The organism is Flavobacterium aquicola, from assembly GCF_003385115.1.
Taxonomy (GTDB): Bacteria; Bacteroidota; Bacteroidia; order Flavobacteriales; family Flavobacteriaceae; genus Flavobacterium; species Flavobacterium aquicola.
In genome coordinates this window covers 61,053-85,626 of sequence record NZ_QUNI01000008.1, presented here as the reverse complement: position 1 = coordinate 85,626, position 24,574 = coordinate 61,053, and the positions used below count along the sequence as shown (strand labels likewise).

The 24,574-nt window shown below is 34.7% G+C and carries 20 protein-coding genes; 11 read left to right on the top strand and 9 right to left on the bottom strand.

Translation table 11 applies throughout. The annotated features are described in order from the left end of the window. Positions 1 to 40 precede the first annotated feature (40 nt). Together C8P67_RS14350 and C8P67_RS14345 are read left to right on the top strand one after the other, a co-directional pair. The gene (locus C8P67_RS14350) at positions 41 to 1,033 is read left to right on the top strand and encodes a glycosyltransferase family 2 protein (protein ID WP_115813858.1); all 993 of its coding nucleotides are present in this window, start codon (positions 41 to 43) and stop codon (positions 1,031 to 1,033) included. Between the two features lie 74 nt (positions 1,034 to 1,107). After that, positions 1,108 to 1,965, top strand: coding sequence for an OmpA/MotB family protein (locus tag C8P67_RS14345; RefSeq protein WP_115813857.1), 858 nt, complete (start codon positions 1,108 to 1,110; stop codon positions 1,963 to 1,965). A gap of 100 nt (positions 1,966 to 2,065) precedes the next feature. Here the strand turns inward: C8P67_RS14345 and C8P67_RS14340 are convergent, their stop codons facing one another. Next, positions 2,066 to 2,686 carry an L-threonylcarbamoyladenylate synthase gene (locus C8P67_RS14340; protein WP_115813856.1) on the bottom strand — a complete coding sequence of 207 codons (621 nt, stop codon included), beginning with the start codon at positions 2,684 to 2,686 and terminating at the stop codon, positions 2,066 to 2,068. A gap of 86 nt (positions 2,687 to 2,772) precedes the next feature. Further along, positions 2,773 to 5,109, bottom strand: a complete 2,337-nt coding sequence (locus C8P67_RS14335; protein ID WP_115813855.1) for an ATP-dependent helicase — start codon at positions 5,107 to 5,109, stop codon at positions 2,773 to 2,775. Positions 5,110 to 5,440: 331 nt separating this feature from the next. Between C8P67_RS14335 and C8P67_RS14330 the strand changes: the two genes are divergently transcribed. Beyond that, entirely contained in the window at positions 5,441 to 5,923 is a 483-nt protein-coding gene (locus C8P67_RS14330) for a hypothetical protein (protein ID WP_115813854.1), read from the top strand. A gap of 82 nt (positions 5,924 to 6,005) precedes the next feature. On the opposite strand, the gene C8P67_RS14325 is transcribed toward C8P67_RS14330, so the two are convergent. Both C8P67_RS14325 and C8P67_RS14320 read right to left on the bottom strand, forming a co-directional pair. Then, a complete protein-coding gene (locus C8P67_RS14325) occupies positions 6,006 to 6,371 on the bottom strand; it encodes a VOC family protein (protein WP_115813853.1) in 366 nt (121 codons plus the stop codon). Between the two features lie 37 nt (positions 6,372 to 6,408). Next, positions 6,409 to 7,176 carry a sulfite exporter TauE/SafE family protein gene (locus C8P67_RS14320; protein WP_115813852.1) on the bottom strand — a complete coding sequence of 256 codons (768 nt, stop codon included), beginning with the start codon at positions 7,174 to 7,176 and terminating at the stop codon, positions 6,409 to 6,411. Positions 7,177 to 7,307: 131 nt separating this feature from the next. Here C8P67_RS14320 and C8P67_RS14315 point away from each other — a divergent pair, with 131 nt between their 5' ends. After that, positions 7,308 to 7,829, top strand: a complete 522-nt coding sequence (locus C8P67_RS14315) for a DUF7935 family protein (RefSeq protein ID WP_115813851.1) — start codon at positions 7,308 to 7,310, stop codon at positions 7,827 to 7,829. A gap of 74 nt (positions 7,830 to 7,903) precedes the next feature. Here C8P67_RS14315 and C8P67_RS14310 read toward each other — a convergent pair whose 3' ends face one another. Continuing rightward, complete coding sequence (locus C8P67_RS14310; RefSeq protein WP_115813850.1) at positions 7,904 to 9,970, bottom strand: M1 family metallopeptidase; 2,067 nt, start codon at positions 9,968 to 9,970, stop codon at positions 7,904 to 7,906. Next, the gene (locus C8P67_RS14305) at positions 9,967 to 10,752 is read right to left on the bottom strand and encodes a transposase (protein WP_115813849.1); all 786 of its coding nucleotides are present in this window, start codon (positions 10,750 to 10,752) and stop codon (positions 9,967 to 9,969) included. Before C8P67_RS14305 ends, C8P67_RS14310 begins: the two co-directional genes overlap by 4 nt. 166 nt (positions 10,753 to 10,918) lie before the next feature. Between C8P67_RS14305 and C8P67_RS14300 the strand changes: the two genes are divergently transcribed. The 3 genes from C8P67_RS14300 to C8P67_RS14290 are packed head-to-tail and all read left to right on the top strand — an operon-like array spanning position 10,919 to position 12,894. After that, entirely contained in the window at positions 10,919 to 11,659 is a 741-nt protein-coding gene (locus tag C8P67_RS14300) for a Dph6-related ATP pyrophosphatase (RefSeq protein ID WP_115813848.1), read from the top strand. A gap of 32 nt (positions 11,660 to 11,691) precedes the next feature. Beyond that, positions 11,692 to 12,201 carry a hypothetical protein gene (locus C8P67_RS14295; RefSeq protein ID WP_115813847.1) on the top strand — a complete coding sequence of 170 codons (510 nt, stop codon included), beginning with the start codon at positions 11,692 to 11,694 and terminating at the stop codon, positions 12,199 to 12,201. A gap of 3 nt (positions 12,202 to 12,204) precedes the next feature. After that, positions 12,205 to 12,894: an aspartyl/asparaginyl beta-hydroxylase domain-containing protein gene (locus tag C8P67_RS14290; RefSeq protein ID WP_115813846.1), complete on the top strand. Its 690-nt coding sequence runs from the start codon at positions 12,205 to 12,207 to the stop codon at positions 12,892 to 12,894. 2 nt (positions 12,895 to 12,896) lie between these two features. Here the strand turns inward: C8P67_RS14290 and C8P67_RS14285 are convergent, their stop codons facing one another. Genes C8P67_RS14285 through C8P67_RS14275 form a run of 3 tightly spaced genes read right to left on the bottom strand, consistent with a single transcriptional unit; the run spans position 12,897 to position 16,415 of the window. Then, a complete protein-coding gene (locus C8P67_RS14285) occupies positions 12,897 to 14,597 on the bottom strand; it encodes a carbamoyltransferase family protein (RefSeq protein ID WP_115813845.1) in 1,701 nt (566 codons plus the stop codon). 33 nt (positions 14,598 to 14,630) lie between these two features. Further along, positions 14,631 to 15,176 carry a DUF1697 domain-containing protein gene (locus tag C8P67_RS14280; protein WP_115813844.1) on the bottom strand — a complete coding sequence of 182 codons (546 nt, stop codon included), beginning with the start codon at positions 15,174 to 15,176 and terminating at the stop codon, positions 14,631 to 14,633. 45 nt (positions 15,177 to 15,221) lie between these two features. Continuing rightward, positions 15,222 to 16,415, bottom strand: a complete 1,194-nt coding sequence (locus C8P67_RS14275) for a hypothetical protein (protein ID WP_115813843.1) — start codon at positions 16,413 to 16,415, stop codon at positions 15,222 to 15,224. 188 nt (positions 16,416 to 16,603) lie between these two features. On the opposite strand from C8P67_RS14275, the gene recG reads away from it, so the two are divergent. The 4 genes from recG to C8P67_RS14255 all read left to right on the top strand — a co-directional run bounded on the left by recG (position 16,604) and on the right by C8P67_RS14255 (position 24,572). Further along, positions 16,604 to 18,712: an ATP-dependent DNA helicase RecG gene (gene recG / locus C8P67_RS14270; RefSeq protein WP_115813842.1), complete on the top strand. Its 2,109-nt coding sequence runs from the start codon at positions 16,604 to 16,606 to the stop codon at positions 18,710 to 18,712. Between the two features lie 245 nt (positions 18,713 to 18,957). Next, positions 18,958 to 20,016 carry an efflux RND transporter periplasmic adaptor subunit gene (locus C8P67_RS14265; RefSeq protein WP_115813841.1) on the top strand — a complete coding sequence of 353 codons (1,059 nt, stop codon included), beginning with the start codon at positions 18,958 to 18,960 and terminating at the stop codon, positions 20,014 to 20,016. A gap of 74 nt (positions 20,017 to 20,090) precedes the next feature. Continuing rightward, positions 20,091 to 23,189, top strand: coding sequence for an efflux RND transporter permease subunit (locus C8P67_RS14260; protein ID WP_115813840.1), 3,099 nt, complete (start codon positions 20,091 to 20,093; stop codon positions 23,187 to 23,189). A 72-nt stretch (positions 23,190 to 23,261) separates the two neighbouring features. Continuing rightward, on the top strand, positions 23,262 to 24,572 hold the full coding sequence (locus tag C8P67_RS14255) for a TolC family protein (RefSeq protein WP_115813965.1): 1,311 nt from the start codon (positions 23,262 to 23,264) through the stop codon (positions 24,570 to 24,572). The last annotated feature ends 2 nt before the right edge of the window (positions 24,573 to 24,574 follow it).

The window sequence follows — 24,574 nt, the reverse complement described above, 5'->3', positions numbered from 1 at the left end:
ATCTAAGAATCCAACAATCTAAATTATCTAATAAATCTAAATGAAAATAGCCGTAGTTATACTGAATTGGAATGGTGTAAAGCTTATAGAACAGTTTCTGCCATCAGTAATTCAATTCTCGCCCGAAGCAACTGTTTATGTTGCTGATAATGCTTCAACAGATGAATCGATAGAATTTGTAAAAAACAATTACCCTTCAGTGAAAATCGTGCAGAATTCAACCAATAGTGGTTTTGCTGGCGGTTATAATGAAGCTTTGCAACATATTGATGCTGATATTTTTGCCTTAGTAAATTCAGATATTGAAGTTACTGAAAATTGGTTGAAACCTATAGTTGAAACTTTTGATGCAGAACCTAATACTGCAATTATTCAGCCTAAGATTTTAGATTTTAAACGAAAAGAATATTTCGAATACGCTGGTGCTGCCGGCGGATTTATTGATAAATATGGCTATCCATTCTGCCGCGGACGTGTTTTTGATACTGTAGAAAAAGACAATGGCCAATATAATGATACATCAGAAATATTTTGGGCCTCTGGAGCTTGCTTTTTTATTAGAAGTGCTGTTTATAAAGAATTAAAAGGTTTTGATGAAGATTTTTTTGCTCATCAGGAAGAAATCGATTTATGCTGGCGAGCTTTGAATAAAGGTTATAAAATTAAATACAATTCAGAATCAGTAGTTTATCATGTTGGAGGGGCAACTTTGCAAGTTGCTAATCCGCAAAAAACGTTTCTAAATTTTAGAAATTCGCTATTGATGTTAACAAAAAATCTGCCACAAAGAAAACTTTTCCAAATTGTTTTTTTGAGATTGCTGTTGGACGGAGCCGCAGGTGTTAAATTTGTATTCTCGAGTCAATTTGCTCATTGCTGGGCAATTATAAGAGCTCATTTTTCTTTTTATAGGTTATTTTTAAAAAATTATAAAAAAAGAGAAAAAAATCAAACTGAAATATACTTTAAATCGAAAAGCATCGTTTATGGATATTATGTTAAGAACGGCACAGTTTTTGCTGATGTTATTTAACAATAATTTACATTTAAATTTAACTTTTAAAAACTAACTTTGTAATTCACACGTTTAATTAAATTCCCTTTTTTATGAAAAAAATAATGATTACGTTATCTGCTTTAGCTCTTCTTACTTCTTGTGTTTCGAAAAAGGAGTATGCCGCTTTAGAAGCTAAAAATAAAGAAACTCAAGATTTGTTGAATTCTTGTACTGTAAAATTAAATTCTTGTTTAGAAGAAAAAGCTGGTCTTAAAGCAACTGTTGACGGATTGAAAGAAACTAATCAGCATTTGATTTCCACTTCAAAAGATATGACGATTTTATCAACTAAAGGTGCTGAAAATATTGAAAAAGCCTTAGAATCTATTAAAGAAAAAGATTTGAAAATTAGTAGAATGCAAGATGCTTTGACTAAAAAAGACAGCGTTACACTTGCAGTTGTTACAAGTTTGAAATCTGTAGTAGGATTGGATGATCAGGATATCGAAATAAATGTTGATAAAGGTGTAGTTTTCATCTCTATTTCTGATAAAATGTTGTTCAAAAGCGGCAGCTATGAAGTAAGTGACAAAGCTAAAGGAGTTTTAGCTAAAGTTGCGAAAGTAGTAAATGACAAGCCGGATTTTGAATGTATGGTTGAAGGTCACACTGATACTGATGTATTAAAAGGTAATGCATGTTTAGTAGACAACTGGGACTTAAGTGTTAAGCGTTCTACCTCAATTATTCGTATTTTATCTAAAGATTTAGGAGTTAATCCAGCACAATTGATCGCTGCAGGTAGAAGTTCTTATGTTCCTTTGGTTCCTAATGATTCTGCTGAAAACAAATCTAAAAATAGAAGAACCCGTATCTATGTAATGCCAAAAATTGACCAGTTCTATGATATGGTTGAAAAAGAAATGAAAAAACCAAGCGGTACAACAACAGCTCCGGTTCAAAAATAAGGTTTTATTATAATTCATAAAAAACGCTTCGATATTTCGAAGCGTTTTTTATGTTCTATTTTTGATCTAACATATTTAATCCTTGGCTTAAAATAAAAGCCTATATAATATCAATATCTCCTTTTCCTTCTCTCACGACAATTGGTTCATCTCCAGATAAATCAATTATAGTTGATCCCATGTTGTCTCCGTAACCCCCATCAATAACCATGTCGACCAAATTTTGCCATTTTTCAAAAATAAGTTCAGGATCTGTGGTGTATTCAATCACTTCATCTTCATCACGAATAGAAGTAGAAACGATTGGATTTCCGAGTTGGCGTACAATTTCCAATGCAATAGAATTATCTGGAATACGAATACCAACTGTAGTTTTCTTCTTGAATTCCTTTGGGAGATTATTGTTTCCTGGCAGAATAAAAGTATAAGGTCCAGGTAAAGCTCTTTTAAGGAGTTTAAAGGTCGAAGTGTCAATTTGCTTTACATAATCGGATAAGTTGCTTAAATCATGGCAGATAAACGAAAAATTGGCTTTTTCGAGTTTAACGCCTTTTATCTTGGCAATTTTTTCAAGAGCACGAGAATTGGTGATATCACAACCTAATCCGTAAACCGTGTCTGTTGGATAAATTACCAAACCGCCATCTTGAAGTACTTTTACAACTTTTGCAATAGCTGCTTCGCTAGGTTTGTCTTCGTATATTTTTATGAATTGAGCCATGAGAATGAAGATTTTTGATTAACGATTTTTGATTTTCTGACTATAATTGGGTATTAAATTTTAGATTTAATTATTTAAGCTGAATACTATCCGATGATATCTAATTTTGCAAAACGCAATAATAATTTTTTCAAACCGCCTACTTCAAACTTGATTTCCGCTTTTTTATCAGGTCCGACTCCTTCCAGATTGATGACTTGGCCTTTTCCAAAGCGTTCATGCATCACCATATTTCCAGCTGCCAGTTTATTGTCAAATAAATTTGCTGTACCGCCCGAAGGATTACCTCCCGATACCGGTTTCAGTTTTCGCACATTGGCATCTGGCTTGGGTTGGTTATCAGTAACGTGTTTAGGCGGTGTACTTCCTATCGGTTTTGCCAAACGCAATTTGGATTTATCTACATCTCCAAAAATATCACTGTCTATTGATGATTTATAACGGTAATTACTTTCGGCAGGTGTCAGATATTCTAAGAATTGGCTATCTATTTCTTCGATAAAACGGGAAGGCTCGCTGTCAGTCAATTTTCCCCAGCGGTAACGTGATTGTGAATAGGTTAAATATGCCTGATGCTCAGCGCGGGTCAAAGCTACATAAAACAAGCGGCGTTCTTCTTCAAGTTCACTTCGCGTACTCATACTCATGGCGCTAGGAAACAAATCTTCCTCCATTCCCACTACAAACACATGAGGAAATTCAAGTCCTTTGGCAAGGTGAATCGTCATTAAAGCCACACGGTCTTCATCGCTGGTGTCTTTGTCCAAATCGGTTGCAAGTGCCACATCTTCCATGAATTCTGATAATGAGCCGACAGCCCCGTCAACTTCTTTTTGACCTTCGATGAAATCCTTAACACCATTTAGTAATTGTTCTATATTTTCAATTCGGGCCATTCCTTCAGGAGTAGCATCTTTTTTTAATTCCTGAATCAAACCTGTTTTTTTTGCCACATGTTCTACAACATAAAAAGCATCCTGATTCTCATTAATCACCTGAAAACTTTGAATCATAGTAACAAAATCCAATAGCTTTTGTTTGGTACCTGAATTCAATTTCAAATCAATACGTTCAATATTCTGCATTACTTCAAAAATCGAACGCTTATAATGATTAGCTGCAATAGTCAGTTTCTCGATGGTTGTATTTCCAATTCCTCTCGCTGGATAATTAATCACTCGCACCAAAGCTTCCTCATCTTTTGGATTTATTACCAATCGCAAATAACACAGTGCATCTTTAACCTCTTTTCTTTGGTAAAAAGACAAACCACCATAAATACGATACGGAATATCTCTTTTTCGCAACGCATCTTCCATAGCTTTGGACTGCGCATTGGTACGGTATAAAATAGCAAAAGCGCCATTATTCAGCTGATGATTCATTTTTTGCTCCCAAATGGTTGCAGCAACAAAACGTCCCTCTTCATTATCGGTAATACTTCGGTGAACTTTTATTTTTGGACCAAAATCATTGGCTGTCCAAACCACCTTGTCAAGTTTTACTTTATTCTTGTCGATGATAGTGTTGGCCGCTTCCACAATATTTTTGGTTGAACGGTAATTTTGTTCAAGCCTAAAGGTTTTTACTCCCTCATAATCCTTCTGGAAGTTCAAAATGTTGTTGATATTCGCCCCGCGAAAAGCATAAATACTCTGAGCGTCATCCCCAACTACGCAGATATTCTGAAATTTATCCGACAAAGCGCGAACGATCAAATACTGGGAATGGTTCGTATCTTGGTACTCATCTACCAATAAGTAACGAAAACGGTTCTGATATTTTGCCAAAACTTCTGGAAAACGAGTCAGCAGTTCATTAGTTTTTAATAATAAATCATCAAAATCCATCGCACCCGACTTGAAACAGCGATCAACATAATTCTGGTAAATTTCGCCCATTCTAGGCTTTTTGCTCATCGCATCTGCTTCCTGTAAATCGGGGTCATTGTAATAAGCTTTTACGGTTATCAAACTGTTTTTAAAGTTCGAAATCCTGCCTAGAACCTGTTTTGGTTTATATATATCACGATCCAGCTGCATTTCCTTGATAATTCCCGAAATAGCACGCAAGGAATCCTGTGAATCATAAATTGTAAAATTTGACGGATAACCCAAATGTTCTGCTTCGGCACGCAAAATACGAGCAAAAACGGAGTGAAACGTTCCCATCCAAAGATTTTTAGCCTCGCTTGATCCCACAATATCCGAGATACGTTTTTTCATCTCACGCGCCGCTTTATTGGTAAAAGTAAGCGACAAAATATTGAATGGATCAATGCCCTGATGCATCAAATAAGCAATTCTGATGGTAAGCACACGGGTTTTCCCCGAGCCCGCTCCCGCAATAATAATCATAGGACCATCCTTTTGCAATACAGGTTCGCGCTGAGCTTCGTTAAGTTGTTCTATATATTTTTGCATGAAAAAATGTAGTGTTTGTCGCAAAATTAAGAATTTAAGAGCGAATAAACGAGTCTTAATGTAATTCTGCTGACTAAAATCTGCTATCTTCATTCTAAAGTTTTTCAGGGCGTGACCACAATAGAAAAAGGGGCTGATTTTTGGAATGTCTTTATTCGCCCCTTTCTCTATTGCGGTCGGGCTGTCCGTGTTACTTCGGTAACTTGCTTCCATCCCTCACGCGGAATTCTGCAGATCAAGATAATTTAGTTCTTATAAGATAAAATTGCTGAATTTATTAGTAAATTAGCGATAGCAATAACCATAAATTATTAACTAAAGATACAATACTATGAAAAACCTTAGTCTGTTTTGTTTGCTGTTCGCTTGCATTGGATTACAAAGCTGTAAAAAAGATCAAGCTCCAAATGATGCTGAAACTGCCAAAGCTGAGTCAGAAAAACCAGTAAGTACAGAATGTTACAAAGCCCTTTACGAAAGTGATACAATCAATTTGACGATCAATACTTTAAAAAACGGTAAGATAAGTGGAGATATGATAATGAAAATTGAGAATATGCCTGATAAAATCGGGAAAGTTGCTGGGGAATTCCGTGGTGATACTTTGTTTGCTGATTACTCATTTATTCAGGGCACAAATGAAAAAGTAAAATTCAAAAATCCTATGGCTTTTCTAAAAAAAGGCAGTGAACTTAGTTTGGGCAGCGGTAAAATAGAAACTTATTTAGGGAAATCATATTTTGTTAAAGGAACGCCTATAGAATTTGAAAAAGTGAAGTATAAATTTACAACTGTAGATTGCGCTGCTAAATAAAGTGCTGCTAAAAAAGCGGTTAAGTCTTTTTGAGAAAACAAAGAATTGCTTCGTTTCTCAAAAAGACTTTCTTGTATATTGGTTATTTATTAAACTCTCCAATGTGCCATAAAACACCAGCTGGATCAGTAATAAAAAACTCTCTTCCCCAATCCAATACCTTTATTGGAACAAGTCGTATCTCTTTGTATTTAGCTGTTAGTTCTAGTTCCAAAATGCTGTTCCAAAAAAGATCAACATCCTCAACTTCCAGGAAAATCATAGTATTGTCTATCCAGTCTTTTACATAAGCATCCTGTAGATAAAATGATAATTTCTCCATTTGAAATACAGACATATTGTTCCCTAAAGCAGTTTCTTTAAATCCTAAATCTCGATAAAAACTCCGCGATAAATCAAAGTCTTTAGAACCTATAAATGGTCGGATTGATTTCGTTGTATGTCCCATGGTTTTTTGTTTTTACAATCAAATATAGATTTATTTTTTATTTTAAAAAGACATCGTAGGCAAAACGGATCAATGTACCAGTAACTACCACTAAAAAGAATACGCGGATAAATTTATTTCCTCTGTTGATGGCTAGTTTGGCTCCCAGCCATCCTCCTATTGCATTGCTGGCTGCCATAGGCAAAGCAATTGACCAAATAATTTTTCCTTTGAGGATAAATAAACAGATCGAACCAAAATTAGTAGCAAGATTTACCATTTTGGCATTGGCAGAAGCATGAAGAAAGTCAAATCCCATTATAGCGATGAAAGCAACAACAAGGAAGCTTCCCGTGCCAGGCCCTATGAATCCGTCATAAAATCCAACTATAAAACTGATTCCTACTGCATTAAGAATTTGAGTCTTTGCAGAAATATTTCTGACTTGATGCTGTCCGAAATTTTTCTTAACATAGGTGTAAATCGCTAATAATGATAAAACTACAAGTAATAACGGCTTCATAAAATCATTACTCACATAGGTTAAGACTGTTGATCCCAAAAACGCTGCCGGAAATGCCAAAAGCATCATGATTATCAAAATCTTTTTGTCGAGAGTAACTTTTTTTAAATACTGGTAAGCCGCAAACGAAGTGCCGCTGAAAGCTGGTATTTTCAGGGTTCCTATTACTGTTGACACCGGCAGATTTGGCAGAAGAATTAGTCCTGCAGGTGTTTGTATAAGACCACCTCCGCCGACAATGGCATCAATAAACCCTGCAAAAAAAGCAGCTAAACAAAGTAATGCGATGATGTAGGTTTCCATTGGTTCTTATAAATTTTTATTCTGATTTTTGAAGTTGCAAAAATACTATTCCGCTTTTTATTATTGCGAAAAATTTGCCTTTGATTTAGTTTCAAAAACATTATTTTTGCTTTTTTTAAAACGAAAACAAAATGGATTTATCAAAAATGATTGAATTGCTTAGTTATACACTGCCTGCCATTATAACCGGTACGGTTGCCTATTACTTTTTTAACTTACATACAAAAAACGAGGAAGGAAGACGCCGCTATTTATTAATGAAGGAAGGGCAGAAAAACTCCATGCCATTGCGTTTGCAGGCATATGAGCGTATGACTTTATTTCTGGAACGCATCAGTCTTTCTAATTTATTGATTAGAATTTCGCCAATTTCTACTGATAAAAATGATTACGCTAATTTTATTATTGCGCAGATAGACCAGGAATTTGAACACAATCTTGCACAGCAGATTTACATGACAGATGAATGCTGGACTATCATAACAACTGCCAAAAATGCTACTATACAGATGATTCGAAAAGGAGCTTTGAGCGAAGCAGTTACTAATGCAGACCAATTGAGACAAGCATTGTTAAATGATTTACTTGACAAGCAGACTCCTAGTAATGCCGCTTTGGGATATATTAAAAAAGAAGTAAGCCAGATGTGGTAATTTTTTTGAGTTTATGAGATTCTAAGAAGCTAATTTCTAAGGTTTTGTCTTAGGAACTTAGCTTTTTTTTAAATTTATTCTTTCACTAATCGATTCAATTGGAATTGTTCTTTTTCGTTCAAAGAAGACAGGATATTTTGAAAACTACTTCTGATTTCTGGATTTTTTAATAATACCCGAATATTGTCTCTTCCAAATTTTGAAAACTGCCATGTATGATGTGTTGTAGCATTTACCAGATTCTTTAAAACAGCTTCGTTAATGATTTTGAAATTGAGTAAATATTCTAAGGCATTCTGTCTTGTTATAGCTTCATATTTTACCGAAGAATAATCAATTAATTCTGTGATATACTTTTCTTTGTCGGCGGTATTATATTCTGGAGTAGAAACTGCTAGTGAAAGCCACAGTATCCGCAGATTGAAATCATTAAATCCTATCCAGTCTTTTGTTTTTGATAAATATTCGACTCTCAGGTTGGGAAAATTATTCCATAAATTATATAATGCTAATTCCTGAGTCTGATAGGATTTGTCATCAAGTAATGTTTCATAATCAGCTCTAAATTCCTCTGGTATTTTTTGAAATGTACTTGCGACAGCCTGTCTTATTTGTACGTTTTGGGTTTGCAGCGCCAATCGCAATAACTGTTTTTTATCTTCAAACTTCTCTTTGAAAAGTTGTCCGACAATTGCTTCTTTCACGCTTTGATACACATCAGATTTCAATGTTTTCTCGAAGAAACCATACTTTTCAGCAATTGGTTTATTTCTAAGTTTGTTTACTTCCAGTACAACTTTCATTGCGTTATTTTTAGCTAATAATTCATTAGCGATATTACTGTTGAAATCTGATGATTCCAGCCATATTTTACTAAAATTCACCAAATCATAGTTGGATACTTTTTTGATTTCATCAAAGAAATCCTGTGTCGTAACGTTTTGATAGGAATATTTCAAAAGATAATTCTTTACCGCTTTTTTAAAAGCCTTCTCTCCTATTCCCTCACGTAAAACATGCAATGCCCAAGCTCCTTTTTGATAAAATGTCAGAGAACTTGCTTTAGCATTCAGCACCGGAATTGTATCGGTTTTAGAGGCTTGCTTTAATTGCAATGATGATTCGTATAATTTGGAATAAAAATAATCATCACCATAGATTGATCGTTCTGCTAATAATGCATAATAGGTCGCAAATCCTTCCTGAAGCCAATGATTTTTACCGCTTTGGGCTGTTACTAAATCGCCAAACCATTGATGTGCCAGTTCATGTGCATTGACATTGGTGTAACTTCGGTCTTCAAAACCAATGCTGTCCACAACATAACGGGTTGCAAATAATGTTGAACTTGTATTTTCCATGCCAGCATACAGAAACTCAGAAACCGGAATTTGTCGATAAATTTTCCAAGGGTACTTCACTCCTATTTCTTTTTCTAAATAATCGAATATTTCTTTAGAATAGCGGTAGGTTGGTTCTTGTCTGCTTATGTCTTTTGGATCCAGATACAATTCTAAAGGAACTCCTGACTTTGATTTTAAAATGTTTTTATCATATTTACCAATGGCCATCATCAATAAATAAGAGCTCATAGGTTTTTGCATACGATATTTCCAATGGGTTTTGTTTTTTTCAAACAATTTATCTTTTAAAACACCATTTGACAACACTTGATATTTTGAATCAAAAGCAATTTCTATATTGAAAATTACTTTTTCATTGACATTATCAAAACTCGGAAACCAATGACTGGTATATTTTCCCTGTCCCTGCGTCCAAATCTGTAAATTATCTGTTGCTTCAGAACCTACAAAATACATGGTTTGTTTGGGCTTTGCTTCGTATGAAAATTGAACGGAATTTTTCCCTTTTTGGAACGGATATATCAGGAGCAGTTCTTTTCCGTTAGTTGTAAATGTAATGCTATGATGATTTAGTTCTACTCCCGAAAAAGCCATGTTTTGCGCATCAATCTTGATAGTGTCAATAGGTTTTAATACTTCAAAAACATAGGTAACTGTACCGGAAATGCTCTTGCTATCTGAATTAATCGAAATCGATCCATCAACGGTTTTAAAATCAACCGATTTGGTTTGCTGTGCGAATGCAAATGCGGAGAAAAAAAGGAAAAGGTATTTCATTCTATTGAATTTATGGAATCTGTATCCCAATTTTTAGGATTGTTTTTAATGTAATAATATATTTTATCGAAAGAATTATAATCCTTAACAATGTGATCATGGTAATTGGATTGCCAAATGGAATCACAATTATTGCTCTCTGTTAATCGATTAATCTGTTTGGTAGTAATTGATTTGAATATAGCCACAAATGATGAAATGGAATCGGGTTTGCGTGATAATGAATTAATTTTGGATTGATTTGGTGGTAGAGACGCACGTAGAGACGCACTGCAGTGCGTCTCTACAACGTTGTTTGTTTTTAAGTCGTCGATTGATTTGATATATGAGAGATATGCATCATAAGAAATAAATGATTTTACAATTTCAATATCAGTATAATCGGGAAGGATTTTTTTGGTAGGTTCATTTAATGGTGACCGTTGGGTACGTAGAGACGCACTGCAGTGCGTCTCTACGTGCGTCTCTACTGAATTGTCCGTATTATCATTCTGAGAATCCATAGCGTTGGTTGATACAATTTCAATCAACAAATGAATATGATTTGGCATAATAACCCAATTATGAAAAAACCAACGATCACGGATTTGAATTGATTTTAGTAATTCGTTTTTAATTATTTTACCATTATCGTTTAAAATCATTTTCATGTCTAAAATATCTCCAAATATAGATTCCCTGTTTTTAGTAACAATTGTAATAAAATAAATTGCTTTACTAGAATAATCCCAATTTTTTAATCTATTCGATTCGGTTTTATATTTATTTTTGAATAATACCATATTTCATTTACAAGTTATTCAAAGTTACAAAGGTTTAACCAAAAATCGTATTAAATTTGTTATGCAGAGATACGGGTTGTAGTATAGATGCACACGGCGGTAGAGATGCACTGCAGTGCATCTTTACATGTTTATCCGTTCCTAGAAAAAAATTAAAACAAATCCATTGAAAAAGAAAGCCCTATTTAATTGGAGCAGCGGTAAAGATTCTGCTTTAGCATTGTATAAAACATTACAAAATGATGAATACGAAATTAGTTGTTTGTTAACCAGTGTCAATCAGCAGTTTCAGCGTATTTCTATGCACGGAGTTCGGGTTGAATTGTTGGAACAGCAAGCCGAGAGTATTGGATTACCACTCGAAATTATGCAAATTCCCGAAATGCCAACGATGGAAGTGTATGAAGCTGTAATGCAGGCCACACTTTTCAAATTAAAGGGACATGGTATTACGCACTCTGTTTTTGGAGATATTTTTTTGGAAGATTTGCGAAAATACAGGGAAGACAAACTAGCCGAAATAGGTTTTGAAGCTGTGTTTCCGCTTTGGAAAATTCCAACTTCGGATTTAATTCAGGAATTTATTGCATTGGGGTTTAAAACTATTGTAGTTTGTGTCAACGAACGTTTTTTGGACAAAAGTTTTGTAGGCCGTATAATTGATCAGGATTTTATAAATGATTTACCCGAAAATGTAGATGTATGTGGCGAAAACGGAGAATTTCATACTTTTACTTTTGACGGACCTATTTTCAGCAATCCGATTCAATTTGAAATTGGCGAAATTGTTTATCGTAAATATGAAAAACCAAAAGAGGAAGATTCGTCTGATACTGCTTGTGATACTTCAGCTTCGGATGCTTTTGACTACGGATTTTGGTATTGTGATTTAATTCAGAATAAATAGTTATAGAAGTTTAATTGATAAAATTAGATTAGATGTTAACAAAAAAACATAGTCGAGAATTAGAAAAAGCTTTGTCTTTTTTAAACGAAATTGGGATTGATGTTATCGAAAAGGAATTGGACGAAACTACTTTTTTGCCTGGCTTATCGTTGGGTTCAAATTGTATTTATGTAGATTTTGAAAAATTATTATATCCGGGTGATATTCTGCATGAAGCAGGGCATTTGGCTGTTACTACAGCATCCGAAAGGAAATTGGTCGGAACTGAAGAAATGTCAAGTGAGTGGCCTACACAAGGTGAGGAAATAGTAGCTATTTTATGGTCTTATGCAGCCAGTTATCATTTAGATTTGCCTTTGGATTTTGTATTTCATCCCAATGGATACAAAAATTGTTCGGATTGGTTTATTTCAAATTTTAGCAGCGGAAACTATATTGGACTTCCTCTATTGGAATGGATGGGGCTTACCTTAAGTGAAAATCGTGCTCTTCAGGAAAATAAAAAAGCATTTCCTGCAATGCAAAAATGGCTAAGAGATTAAATTATGGAAGAATTAGTACGCACAATAAAATTTCCTTTTGTTTTTGATAAGGAACGTTTAAAAAAGGATGTTCAGAAAGTATTGAAGCAGGAATGGACTGATCATTATAATAAAAATGGTTATTCGGGCAAATGGACTTCTATTGCTTTGATGGCAAAAGGAGGAAAATCAAATGAAATATTTGCTACTTCAAATAATGATGACCCTATTATAAATACTGAAATTCTGGAGTTTTGTGACTATTTTAAAGAAATTTTAAAAGGTTTTCTATTTGAAAAAACAACAGTCCGTTTACTGCAATTAGCCGTCGGTGCCGAAATAAAGCCACACACAGATAATTGTCTTGGTTATGAAGATGGTTGTTTTCGATTACACATTCCGATTATTACAAACGATGAAGTTGAATTTATTCTGGATGGTAACCGAATTATAATGAATGAGGGAGAATGTTGGTATATTGATGCTAATTTTATGCATTCGGTGGCTAATCGGGGAACAATAAACCGAATTCATTTGGTTATTGACGGTCTTAGGAACGAGTGGACAGATCAACTTTTTTTTGCAGAAGCAAATCCTAATCAATTTATAAAACCAAAACCAGTTATGAGTGATGAAGAAAAAAAACTTGTAATAGCCGAATTGCAACGAATGAATTCTGCCGTGGCGAATGATTTGATTAAAGAAATGGAATAGTTCTACACTTTTTCAAGAACAGTATTTTCAAGAACTAAAATATCCAAAGCTGAAATTCCAAATAGATGAAGCGCTTCTTCTGGAGTTTCAACAATAGGCATTCCTTTTTTATTCAAACTGGTATTGAGCAGCACGGCTATACCGCTTTCTTTTTCAAATTCTTTCAATAATTTGAAAAATCGCGGATTCCACGTTTCTTCAACAGTCTGTACCCGAGCCGATCCATCACAATGTGTCACATTGCTTAATTGGCTAATATATCCGGAACGTGTTTTATCGACCAATATCATATAAGGACTGTTTCTACCGGATTCAAAATAATCCTCTACTTTATCTTTTAAAACAGCTGGCGCAAAAGGGCGAAAATCTTCTCTGAATTTAATATCCCGATTAATGTGCAATTTCATTCCTTCCGCTCCAGGATGAGCCAAAATACTTCTTCTTCCTAATGAACGAGGGCCAAATTCAGCTCCCGATTGAAACCAGCCAATTGTTTTGCCTTCATTCAGTTTTTTGGCACAATAGGAAATCAAATCCTCTTCATTTTCAAAATTCTTCTGATTATAGGCTGAATTAACGTCTTTTTGAAGTGCTTCTTCGATTTGTTTTTCACTGTATTGCTTACCAAAACAAGTACTTCCGTCATGAACTGCTTTTGGCATATTCAAATAATCTAGCCAGCCATAATAAGCACAGCCTAGCGCTAGACCATTGTCGCCTGCCGCGGGTTCAAAATAAATAATTTCAGCTATTTTTGCATCTTCGAGTTTTGCATTGGCGACAGCATTCAGCGCGACTCCTCCAGTATAACATAATTTATTATGCGGAAATTGTTCCAAACGATTTGTAATACAGGTGATAACCGCTTTTTCTACCTGCTCCTGCGCCCACTTTGCCACATTGGCGTAATAAGAAAAATACTCTTTAAAATATTCATATCCGTTTGAAGGATTTGTAAAATGTTTTTTCCAATCATCTTTTACAAATACCCTTCCGGATTGAAATTCAAAAGCCTCAAAATCAAAATCTTTAGCATTACCAAAAGGCGCCAAGCCCATTAATTTTCCAACATCATCCATATCACCAAAAACATAATGACTTACCGTCGCATAAAATCCACCGATGGAATGTTGTGTAGTGGGCAGTTTCAATTCGTTGACTGAAACCTGAGACATTGGACTAAAATCTTTGAATAATGGAGTGAGTTTCTGACCATCAAAATGATAAAAACTATCTTTTTCACATAGTATTTGTGTTTGATTTAAAAAAACGGAATTTATATCCTTTTCCTGTTCAGGATGCATACTTAAGAACTGATGCAAAGGACTCCCGCATCCGTCAATTACCATAACTGCACATTCAGAAAAAGGAGAAGTTCCTACAGCACTATAGGCATGGGCTAAATGATGCGATATATCAATAATCGGAGGTTCTTCTGATTTTGAAAAAACTCTTTCACCTCCAAATCTGTCGCGATTTGGTATATCAAAATTAGCACATTGAACCACCAAAGCAACATCTTTTAGTTTGATACCCTCTGCATCCAAACAATACTGAATAGCCAATGTATCGTTGCCACCATCGTGCTTTTTTCTGCTGATTCGCTCTTTTTCAATACCTACACAAACACGACCGTTTTTTAACAACACTGCTGATCCGTTATGTGAAAGTCCTGTTCCTAATACGTAAATGGGTGAAGTCATTAATATGCTTTAAAACTAATAATTTGATACATTCTATCTTTCTTCATACATTTTCAACAATTGCGTCACAGTATTCCAATTGCGAATAGTTGCTGTTACATTCAGTTTTTTTTCGATGTATTTTTGGTCAAATCTTGTTTTTCCAGCACCAACAGAATATTTAATGTAGATTCTACTCTCGTCAATATGTGCTTCATCAGGTTTTACCTGACTCATTTTTAAATCATTAATGTGGTCGCTTCGCAAAGCTATCGAAACAAAAGCGACGTACATTTTTTTGATGTCTGCTTCTTTTTCTGTTAGGAAACGATTGTTTTTAAAGCAGTTTTCCAAATCTGTTTTTCCAATAACTACAATTGGCACTTCGTGTCCAAAGGTTTTGAAAATTTCCTGCTTGATTTTGAAACCGACAGATGGAGCATTTTCTTCATCAGTATCTACAAAAACATTTCCTGATTGAATATAGGTTTGCACATTTTGAAATCCAATATTTTCTAAAGCTGTTTTCAAAGCTTCCATTTTTATCATATTGTGACCGGAAACGTTGATGCCACGAAGAAGTGCGAGATGAGTTGTCATTTTTTTTCTTTTTATGCTGCAAAAATATTATGTTTTATTACAGAACTACTTTATTTTTTGCTGATAATCCTGAATAATTTTATATTCTTTATTTTTTACAATTATTTGATAATCGCCTTTGTCCAAAATTAAACTAGCTTTTTGTTCTCTACTATTTATCTCGATAATATCTGCAGGAATTCCATTCTGTTCCAATTCATTATTTCGATAAGCCATTACCAAAACAGGAAACTCAGTAATAGAATTGACAGGAATATCAAAAATTTTCCTTTGTCCATCTAAAGTAAGCCAATCAGGCCTTTCGTTGGTGTATGTGCTTACAGGGTAAATAATACTGCAATCCCCTCTTTTGTTACTTTGTTTTCCGTTATAAGATTCTCCCTGAGCATTAACCATAATGGAGGGGGTCTTTATGTTGGCCATTTTAATAAAGGGGGTATTAAATTTTAAATCTCCTTTTTCAGAACCGGGGATTTGATCAATCGTGAAAGGATTGATTCCTGTTAAATCATGCACTCGTGATGCCATCGCTTTTTCCCATTCTTTTATACCTGGAATTCCTTCATTTAGGTGGTCGTAACCGCAATGAATTAAAAATTTCGCATTCGGATTTTGAGTCATTATTTTAGCAATATTTTCAGCTTCTCCAATTTCTCTATCTTTACCAGTTTTACCTTTACCAAAATATTCATAATTGAATAATGTAAAACCGATATCCAAAGCATCTTTGATTAAATTAGCACTTTGCGATTCATGTATATAAATTGAACCACCTGCCAAAACTGGAAATTTTCTTTGATTTATTAAGGTGTCATCAAGCATTTCCATACCCAAAAAGCGATACCCATTTTTATATAATCCTTTTAATAAAGATGTAGTAAAAACTCGATGTCTGGAATTATTGTGAGCTTCATTAATTATAATTAGCTTTTCATTTTTAGAACGCTTAAGAATATAATCTTTTGCATAGTAAGGTTTAAACTGCTTAAAATAAGAACTATCTTCAGCAGTGATTGAAGGGACCGTAGACATTGTTTTGTCCCACGTTTGCAATGCTTTTTTATAATTTCCGTTTATTGAATAATAGGTTGCTCCATATTGAAATCTCCACGGAACAGTATCTTTTTCCATATAATTCTCAATGTCATTGGAGAATTTATAATTTTCTTTAGTTATTTGAGCATTTAAATTGATGTTGAACGAAAGTAGAACAAATATAGTGGCAATGGTTAATTTCATATGATTATTTTATTTTAGGGCTTAAAAAAAAAAAGCATTTTCAAATATAACAATATTCGTACAACAATTCAAAACAAACCCATTTCCAAATTTACAAACAAACAGCTATCTTCGCTTTTTTAAAAGAAAATAGAAAATAGAACAAAGAGAATATACTCTCGTATCTAAATTCTGTAAGGTAAAATCAAATGTCTAATAATCTCCTAGAAACTCCCATAGAATACCTCAAAGGCGTCGGTCCCACACGTGGTGCGTTGCTGCGTAAGGAATTGGGAATTTTTAAATACGGCGATTTGGTTAATTTTTTTCCGAATAGATATATTGACCGTACCCGTTATTATAAGATTAATGAACTGCAGAACAATATTGCCGAAGTGCAGATTATTGGTAAAATCATTAATATCAAAACTGTCGAATTTGGTAAAAACCAAAAACGATTGGTGGCGACATTTGTAGATGATACAGGACAAATGGATCTTAACTGGTTTCAAGGACACAAATGGATTAAAGAAAGTCTAAAAATTAATGAAGTCATTGTTATTTTTGGCAAATGCGCCCAATACGGAAGTCAATTCAGTATGGCGCATCCTGAAATTGAACTATTGAGCGAACATCAAAAAAGCCTTCGCTCGGCAATGCAGCCAGTTTATCCTTCGACTGAAACATTGGCTAATCGAGGCATTACAAATAGAGTGGTGAATAAAATGATGCAGCAGTTGTTTCATGAGACACAGGCATTATTTAGCGAAACACTGCCTTCATATCTAACAGATGAATTAAAGCTGATTCCTAAAAATGCTGCTTTATTCAATATACATTTTCCAAAGAGTGCCGAAATTTTGAAGAAAGCTCAATTTCGGTTAAAATTTGAAGAACTGTTCTTTATTCAGCTGCAATTGATAACGAAGAATCTGATTCAGAAACATAAAATTAAAGGGCATCCTTTTTCTAAAGTAGGTGAATTTTTTAATGAATTTTATCAAAATCATCTTCCCTTCGAACTTACAAATGCCCAAAAAAGAGTAATCAAAGAAATAAGAATCGATATGGGCAGTAATGCCCAAATGAATCGTTTGCTGCAGGGAGATGTGGGCTCTGGAAAAACTATTGTTGCCTTTATGAGCATGCTGCTGGCAATGGATAACGGTTTTCAGGCCTGTTTGATGGCTCCGACCGAAATTTTGGCCAATCAGCATTTTATAGGCTTGTCAGAATTGGCAAAATCTTTAAACATCAATATAAAAATACTCACTGGCTCTACCAAAATTGCTGCCCGAAGAATCATCCATGAAGAACTGGAAAACGGAACTTTGCAGATACTCATTGGTACGCATGCCTTATTGGAAGATAAAGTAAAATTCCAAAATTTAGGTTTGGCAGTTATTGACGAACAGCATCGTTTTGGTGTCGAACAGCGATCCAAATTGTGGAAGAAAAACACAATCCCGCCCCATATTTTGGTAATGACGGCCACTCCTATTCCCCGAACTCTTGCGATGAGTTTGTATGGAGACCTTGATATTTCAGTGATTGATGAACTGCCTCCTGGCAGAAAGCCAATCCAAACTGTACATCGCTATGATTCGAATCGATTAAAAGTCTGGAAATTCATTCGGGATGAAATTGCCAAAGGACGCCAGATTTACATCGTTTATCCTTTAATTCAGGAATCTGAAAAAATGGATTATAAAGATTTAATGGATGGCTATGAAAGTATCGCCCGTGATTTTCCGTTGCCGCAATATTCAGTGTCGATTCTTCACGGAAAAATGAAACCCGCAGACAAAGACGAAGAAATGAAGCGTTTCTCCGAAGGAAAAACCAATATTATGGTCGCTACAACGGTTATCGAAGTTGGTGTAAATGTACCGAATGCCAGTGTAATGATTATTGAGAGTGCAGAACGTTTCGGGCTTTCGCAACTGCACCAATTGAGAGGCCGTGTCGGTCGTGGTGCTGACCAGAGTTATTGTATTTTGATGACTTCTTTTAAATTATCAAGCGACAGCAAAACACGTATGGAAACCATGGTGAGTACCAATGATGGTTTCGAGATTGCCGAGGTTGATTTAAAACTCCGTGGCCCAGGTGATTTGATGGGAACCCAGCAAAGCGGAGTACTCAATCTTCAGATTGCTGATATTGTCAAGGATAAAGAAATTTTACTTTTGGCACGTAATTATGCGATTAAAATTCTGAAAGACGATGCTCCTATGCAGAAACCTGAAAACGCTATTCTCAAAGCTGTTTTTATAGAATTGACTAAAAAGAAAAATATTTGGAATTATATAAGTTAGTAAACCGTTAAGATTCTGATGCTTTGTCCTTTTCTTTTGAAAAAATATAAAAAATTTTATTTTTCCCTTTAAACCTTTTTTATTTTTCAAAGTCTTATTTATTTAGTTGTTTTTTTATATTAAATTTAATATTTGTATGTACAAACGTTAAATAATAATTAACATTCTGAATTTTAACAATACTAAAACCTAAATTTGCTTTTCATTAACTGCCCGAAATTGTCGAATTTATTTATCTCTTACTCATGAAAATAAAAAATATTGTCTATGCCTTATTAATACTCGCTTTTATTGGATTTATTGGTTATAGAATTAAGTCGAATAGTGCCAAAAGTGATGGTGCAAAAGGCAAGGACGAAAAAAATAAACCAACAACTGTAACCGGAATTGTAGTTCGTGCTGCAACGTTTGACAATAATCTGTCACTTTCAGGTTCTATTGAAGCAAATGAGCAGATAGAAATTCACAGCGAAGTTTCGGGGATTGTAGAAGGTATTTATTTTACCGAAGGGTCGATGGTGCAAAAAGGCCAGGTTTTATTCAAAGTTAATGATATTGAACTTAGAGCACAGCTGCAGCAGGCTGTAACCAAAGAAGGTTTGGCGGCTGAAAATGCAAGAAGAGCCAAATTACTGCTCGAAAAAGAGGCCATCAGTCAGGAAGAATATGATATTTCAAGAGCCGACTATAAATCTACTCAGGCGCAGACACAATTAATTAAAGCCCAAATTTCAAAAACAGCTGTTAAAGCTCCTTTTTCAGGTAAAATTGGACTGCGTTCTATTTCTCCGGGAACTTATATTACACCAGCGGTTGTGGTTTCTAAATTAGTAAATACAGGAAAATTAAAAATCACATTTTCTATTCCAGAGAAATACGCTGCTGAAGTAAAATCAGGCTCTGTAATTGACTTTGCTGTATCTGGTTCTACAAAGGTATACAATGCAAAAATATACGCCATTGAACCTGAAATTGAAGTCGCGACACGTACTCTACAGGTTCGAGCCATTGCAGATAATATTGACGGAAAACTTTTTCCTGGAACTTTTGCTGATGTAAAATTACCGTTGGATATTATCAAGGACGCAATAGTTATCCCCTCTGAGGCGATTATTCCTGTACAGAATGGTAAAAAAGTCTTTATTTCGAATATGGGTAAAGCCAAAGAAGTTATGGTAGAAGCCACAACAAGAACTGATTCCTCAATTTTAATTCTTTCGGGATTAAAAGTTGGAGATACCTTGATAACAGGTGGCGTTATGTCATTAAAAAATGAAGCTCCAATAAAAGTGAAAGTAAAATAGATTTTTAAGTTTAATGATTAGTGTATTAAGAAATCTAAAATCAAAAAGTTTAAAATCAAAAATCTGCAATCTCAATGAGTTTATCAACTACAAGTATAAGAAGACCTGTTTTAACCATAGTACTGAACCTTTTAATTATTTTATTTGGGTTCCTTGGTTTTACTTTTTTGGGTGTTCGTGAATTCCCTTCTATTGATCCAGCGCAGGTTTCTATCAGAACAAATTATACCGGAGCCAACGCCGATATTATTGAATCGCAGATCACAGAACCTCTAGAAAAAGCTGTAAATGCAATAGATGGAATTCGAAATATTACATCTTCGAGCAATCAGGGAAGCAGTAATATTACAATCGAATTTAATTTGGACAAAGATCTTGAAAGTGCAGCTAATGACGTTCGGGACAAAGTTTCGCAGGCTGTCCGAAATCTGCCTCAGGATATTGATGCACCGCCTGTTGTTTCTAAAGCAGATGCTGACAGTGAATCTATCATTTCGATGACCGTTCAAAGTGATACTAGAAGCTCTCTGGAACTAAGTGATTATGCCGAGAATGTTATTTCACAGCGATTAGAAACTATTCCAGGAGTAAGCGGTGTTCAGATTTGGGGACAAAAAAGATATGCGATGCGTTTATGGATTGACCCCGTAAAACTTAGTGCATATAATTGTACCGTTTCGGATGTCCGTACTGCCTTGAATGCACAAAATGTCGAATTACCATCAGGAAAACTGACAGGAAACAACACCGAGCTTACTGTAAAAACGATTGGAAATTTATCTAAACCAGATGAATTTAATAATATTATCATTCGTACAGACGGCGATAAAATCGTTCGTTTAAGTGATGTCGGCAGAGCTAGTTTAGGTCCCGAAGTTATCGAAACGCAATTGACACAATCAGGACTTCCGATGATTGGTCTGGCTATTGTGCCAATGCCTGGAGCCAATTATTTGGATATTTCAAAAGAATTTTACAAAAAATATGAAGCCTTAAAAAAAGACTTACCAAAAGATATCAAACTTAACATAGCATTGGATAATACTATTTTTGTAAAAAAATCGGTACTTGAAGTGGCTGAAACTTTAGGGATTTCAATTCTTTTAGTAATTATTATTATTTATTTGTTTTTTAGAGACTGGGCAATTGCTTTCAGGCCTTTAATTGATATTCCGGTTTCATTGATTGCTACTTTTTTCATCATGTGGCTTTTTGGTTTTTCGATAAATGTATTAACACTTTTAGCAATTGTATTGGCAACTGGTTTAGTGGTAGATGACGGAATTGTAGTCACCGAAAATATCTTCAAAAAAGTTGAAGAAGGAATGTCTCCTATTGAAGCTGCTATCAAAGGCTCTAATGAAATTTTCTATGCCGTAATTTCGATTTCGGTAACCTTAGCTGCTGTGTTTTTGCCTGTAATTTTCCTTGAAGGTTTCGTAGGAAGGTTGTTTCGGGAATTTGGTGTCGTAATTGGAGCAGCTGTTTTAATTTCGGCTTTCGTCTCTCTGACTTTAACACCAATGTTGAATGCCTATTTAATGAAAGGCGGCGAACAAAAAAAATCAAAATTCTATGTTAGGACTGAACCGTTTTTCGAAAAATTAAACAGCGGTTATGCTGAATCACTGAAAAATTTCATGAATAAAAAATGGCTGAGTTTTCCAATATTAATCGTTTGTTTTGGACTAATCTATTTGTTTTTTACGATACTTCCAAAGGAAACAGCTCCTTATGACGATCGTAGTTCGGTTACAATGCGAATGGCAACTCCAGAAGGTTCTTCTTATGAATATACAGATCGTTTTATGCAGGAAATATCCAAATTGGTAGACGATTCCATTCCTGAGAAAAAAGTAAGTTTAGTTGTTACAGCACCGGGTTTTGGTTCTTCGGCGGCCAATACAGGTTTTATTAGACTTTCATTGGTAGAACCGAATGAGAGAGAAAAATCTCAAAAAGATATTGCTGATCAATTGTCTAAATGGACAGGTAAATATCCAGATGCTAAAACATCTGTAATGCAGCAGCCTACAATTGCAGTAAACAGACGTGGTGGCTTACCAATTCAGTATATTATTCAGGCTCCGACTTTTGAAAAACTAAGAGAGAAGATTCCTGTTTTTATGGATGAAGTTGGTAAAAGCGATGTTTTCTCGGTTACTGATGTCAATTTAAAATTTAATAAACCCGAAATAAATGTAAGTATCGATCGTGCCAAAGCCGAAAGTTTAGGAATTTCTATTATTGATATAGCTCAGACACTGCAACTTTCGTTAAGCGGTCAGCGCTTTGGTTACTTTATAAAAAACGGAAAGCAGTATCAGGTTATTGGACAATTTGATCAAAAAGACCGCTCCAAACCTTTGGATTTAACTTCAATGTTTGTAAAAAATAATAAAGGAGAACTAATTCAGATGGACAATGTGGTCAATGTTGAGGAACAGAGTAATCCGCCGCAGTTATTTCATAATAATAGATATATGTCTGCTACTGTTTCGGCTGGTTTAGCGCCGGGTAAAAGCATCAGCGATGGAATACAGGCTATGGATGAAATTAAGTCTAAAGTTCTTGACGAAACTTTTACTACTGATTTAAGCGGCGAATCTCGTGATTTTGTTGAAAGCAGCTCGAATACTTCATTTGCTTTTGGACTGGCTTTATTATTAATTTTCCTGATTCTTGCCGCGCAGTTTGAAAGTTTTATAGATCCGTTCATTATTATTTTGACTGTGCCAATGGCAGTTGCAGGAGCTTTATTCTCTCTTTGGCTGTTCAATCAGACATGGAATATTTTCAGCCAAATTGGGACTGTAATGCTTATTGGTCTGGTAACCAAAAATGGAATTTTGATAGTAGAATTTGCTAATCAGTTACGTGAACAGGGTAAACCAAAATTAGAAGCTATTCTAGAAGCTTCTGAAGCGCGTCTTCGACCTATTTTGATGACGAGTTTAGCAATTGCTTTGGGAGCATTGCCAATTGCTATGTCGCTTGGGGCTGCCTCTACTAGCAGAATTGGAATGGGGGTTGTTATTGTAGGAGGAACAATTTTTTCTTTGGCATTAACTCTTTTCGTTATACCTGCGATTTATTTGATGTGGTCTAAAGCTAGAAAACATTATCCTGAATTTGATCATATAGATGAATATGAAAGAGACAGTAAATCGTAGATTCTAAATTTTTAATAAAATAGTTAAGCTATGAATTGCTCTAAAAAGAATTGATAGCAAATGATTGAAAATATGAAAACTAAAAATATAATAAAAAGTCTGGTTTTATTTTTATTCTGCATCGCAAAAATGAGTGCACAGGAAGTATTAACCCTTGAAGACGCGATAAAAATAGCTTTAGAAAACAATTTTGAAATTAAAATCGCCAAAAATAATTTAAAGATTGAAGAAACTAATGTAGCCATTGGTAATGCCGGGATGCTGCCTAGTTTAGCAGCTTCTGTGACAGATAACAATAGTATTCAAAACTCTTCGCAGACACGGCAGGACGGAACGACAACATCATTGGATAATGCCAAAAACAATAGTCTGAATTACGGTGTTTCTTTGGATTGGACGATTTTTGACGGAATGCGGATGTTTGCCAGATACGATCAATTGAAGGAATTGCAAAACTTGAGCGATGCCGAATTGAAATTGACTATTCTTAATAAAGTAAGCAGTGTAAATAATGTGTATTATGATTTGATACAGGAACAGCAAAAATTATCCGATTTGGATTCGACAATTGTTATTTCCAAAAAAAGGCTCGAATTTACCCAAAACCGCTACACTATTGGGAAAAACTCTAAACTTGATGTTTTAAACGCACAGGTAGATTTAAATACCGATCTTGGAAACTTGGTTAAAGAAAAACAGGCTTATGCTAATGCAAAAACTCTTTTGAATCAGATTTTGGCTAGAGACTTGAAAACAGATTTTATAGTTTCGGATAAAATTAATGTGGATCGAAAATTACAGCTGGACGATTTAATTGCATTAGCTGAAAAACAAAATCCCGAACTGGAAATGCAGCTTATCAATAAAAAAGTAGCCGAATTAGAATTGAAACAAATTAAAGGAGACCGCTACCCTACTGTTAAATTGAATACAGGATATAATTTTAGCGACTCACAGTCTAGTCTTGGTTTTACTTCTCAGTCTTCTTCACGCGGTTTAAATTATGGATTTTCTGCTTCTTTGAATCTTTTTGACGGCGATGCACAAAACAGAAATGAAAAAATTGCCAAAATGCAGATTGACAATTCAAAACTGGCAATAGATCAGCAATTGATTCAGTTAAGAAGTAATCTGATAGTCGCATATCAAGTCTATTTGACGAATTTAGATTTGATTGATCTGGAAGTCAGCAACACGGCTATTGCAAAGCAAAACATTGAAATTACTGCCGAAAAATTTAAAATAGGAACCATCACTTCCGTAGAATTCAGAGCGGCACAATTAAATTTCATCAATTCTAAAATTAGATTGAGCAGTGCGCAGTTTCAGGCAAAATTATCTGAAATAACTTTGAGAGAGTTAGCAGGTAATCTTAATTTTTAATT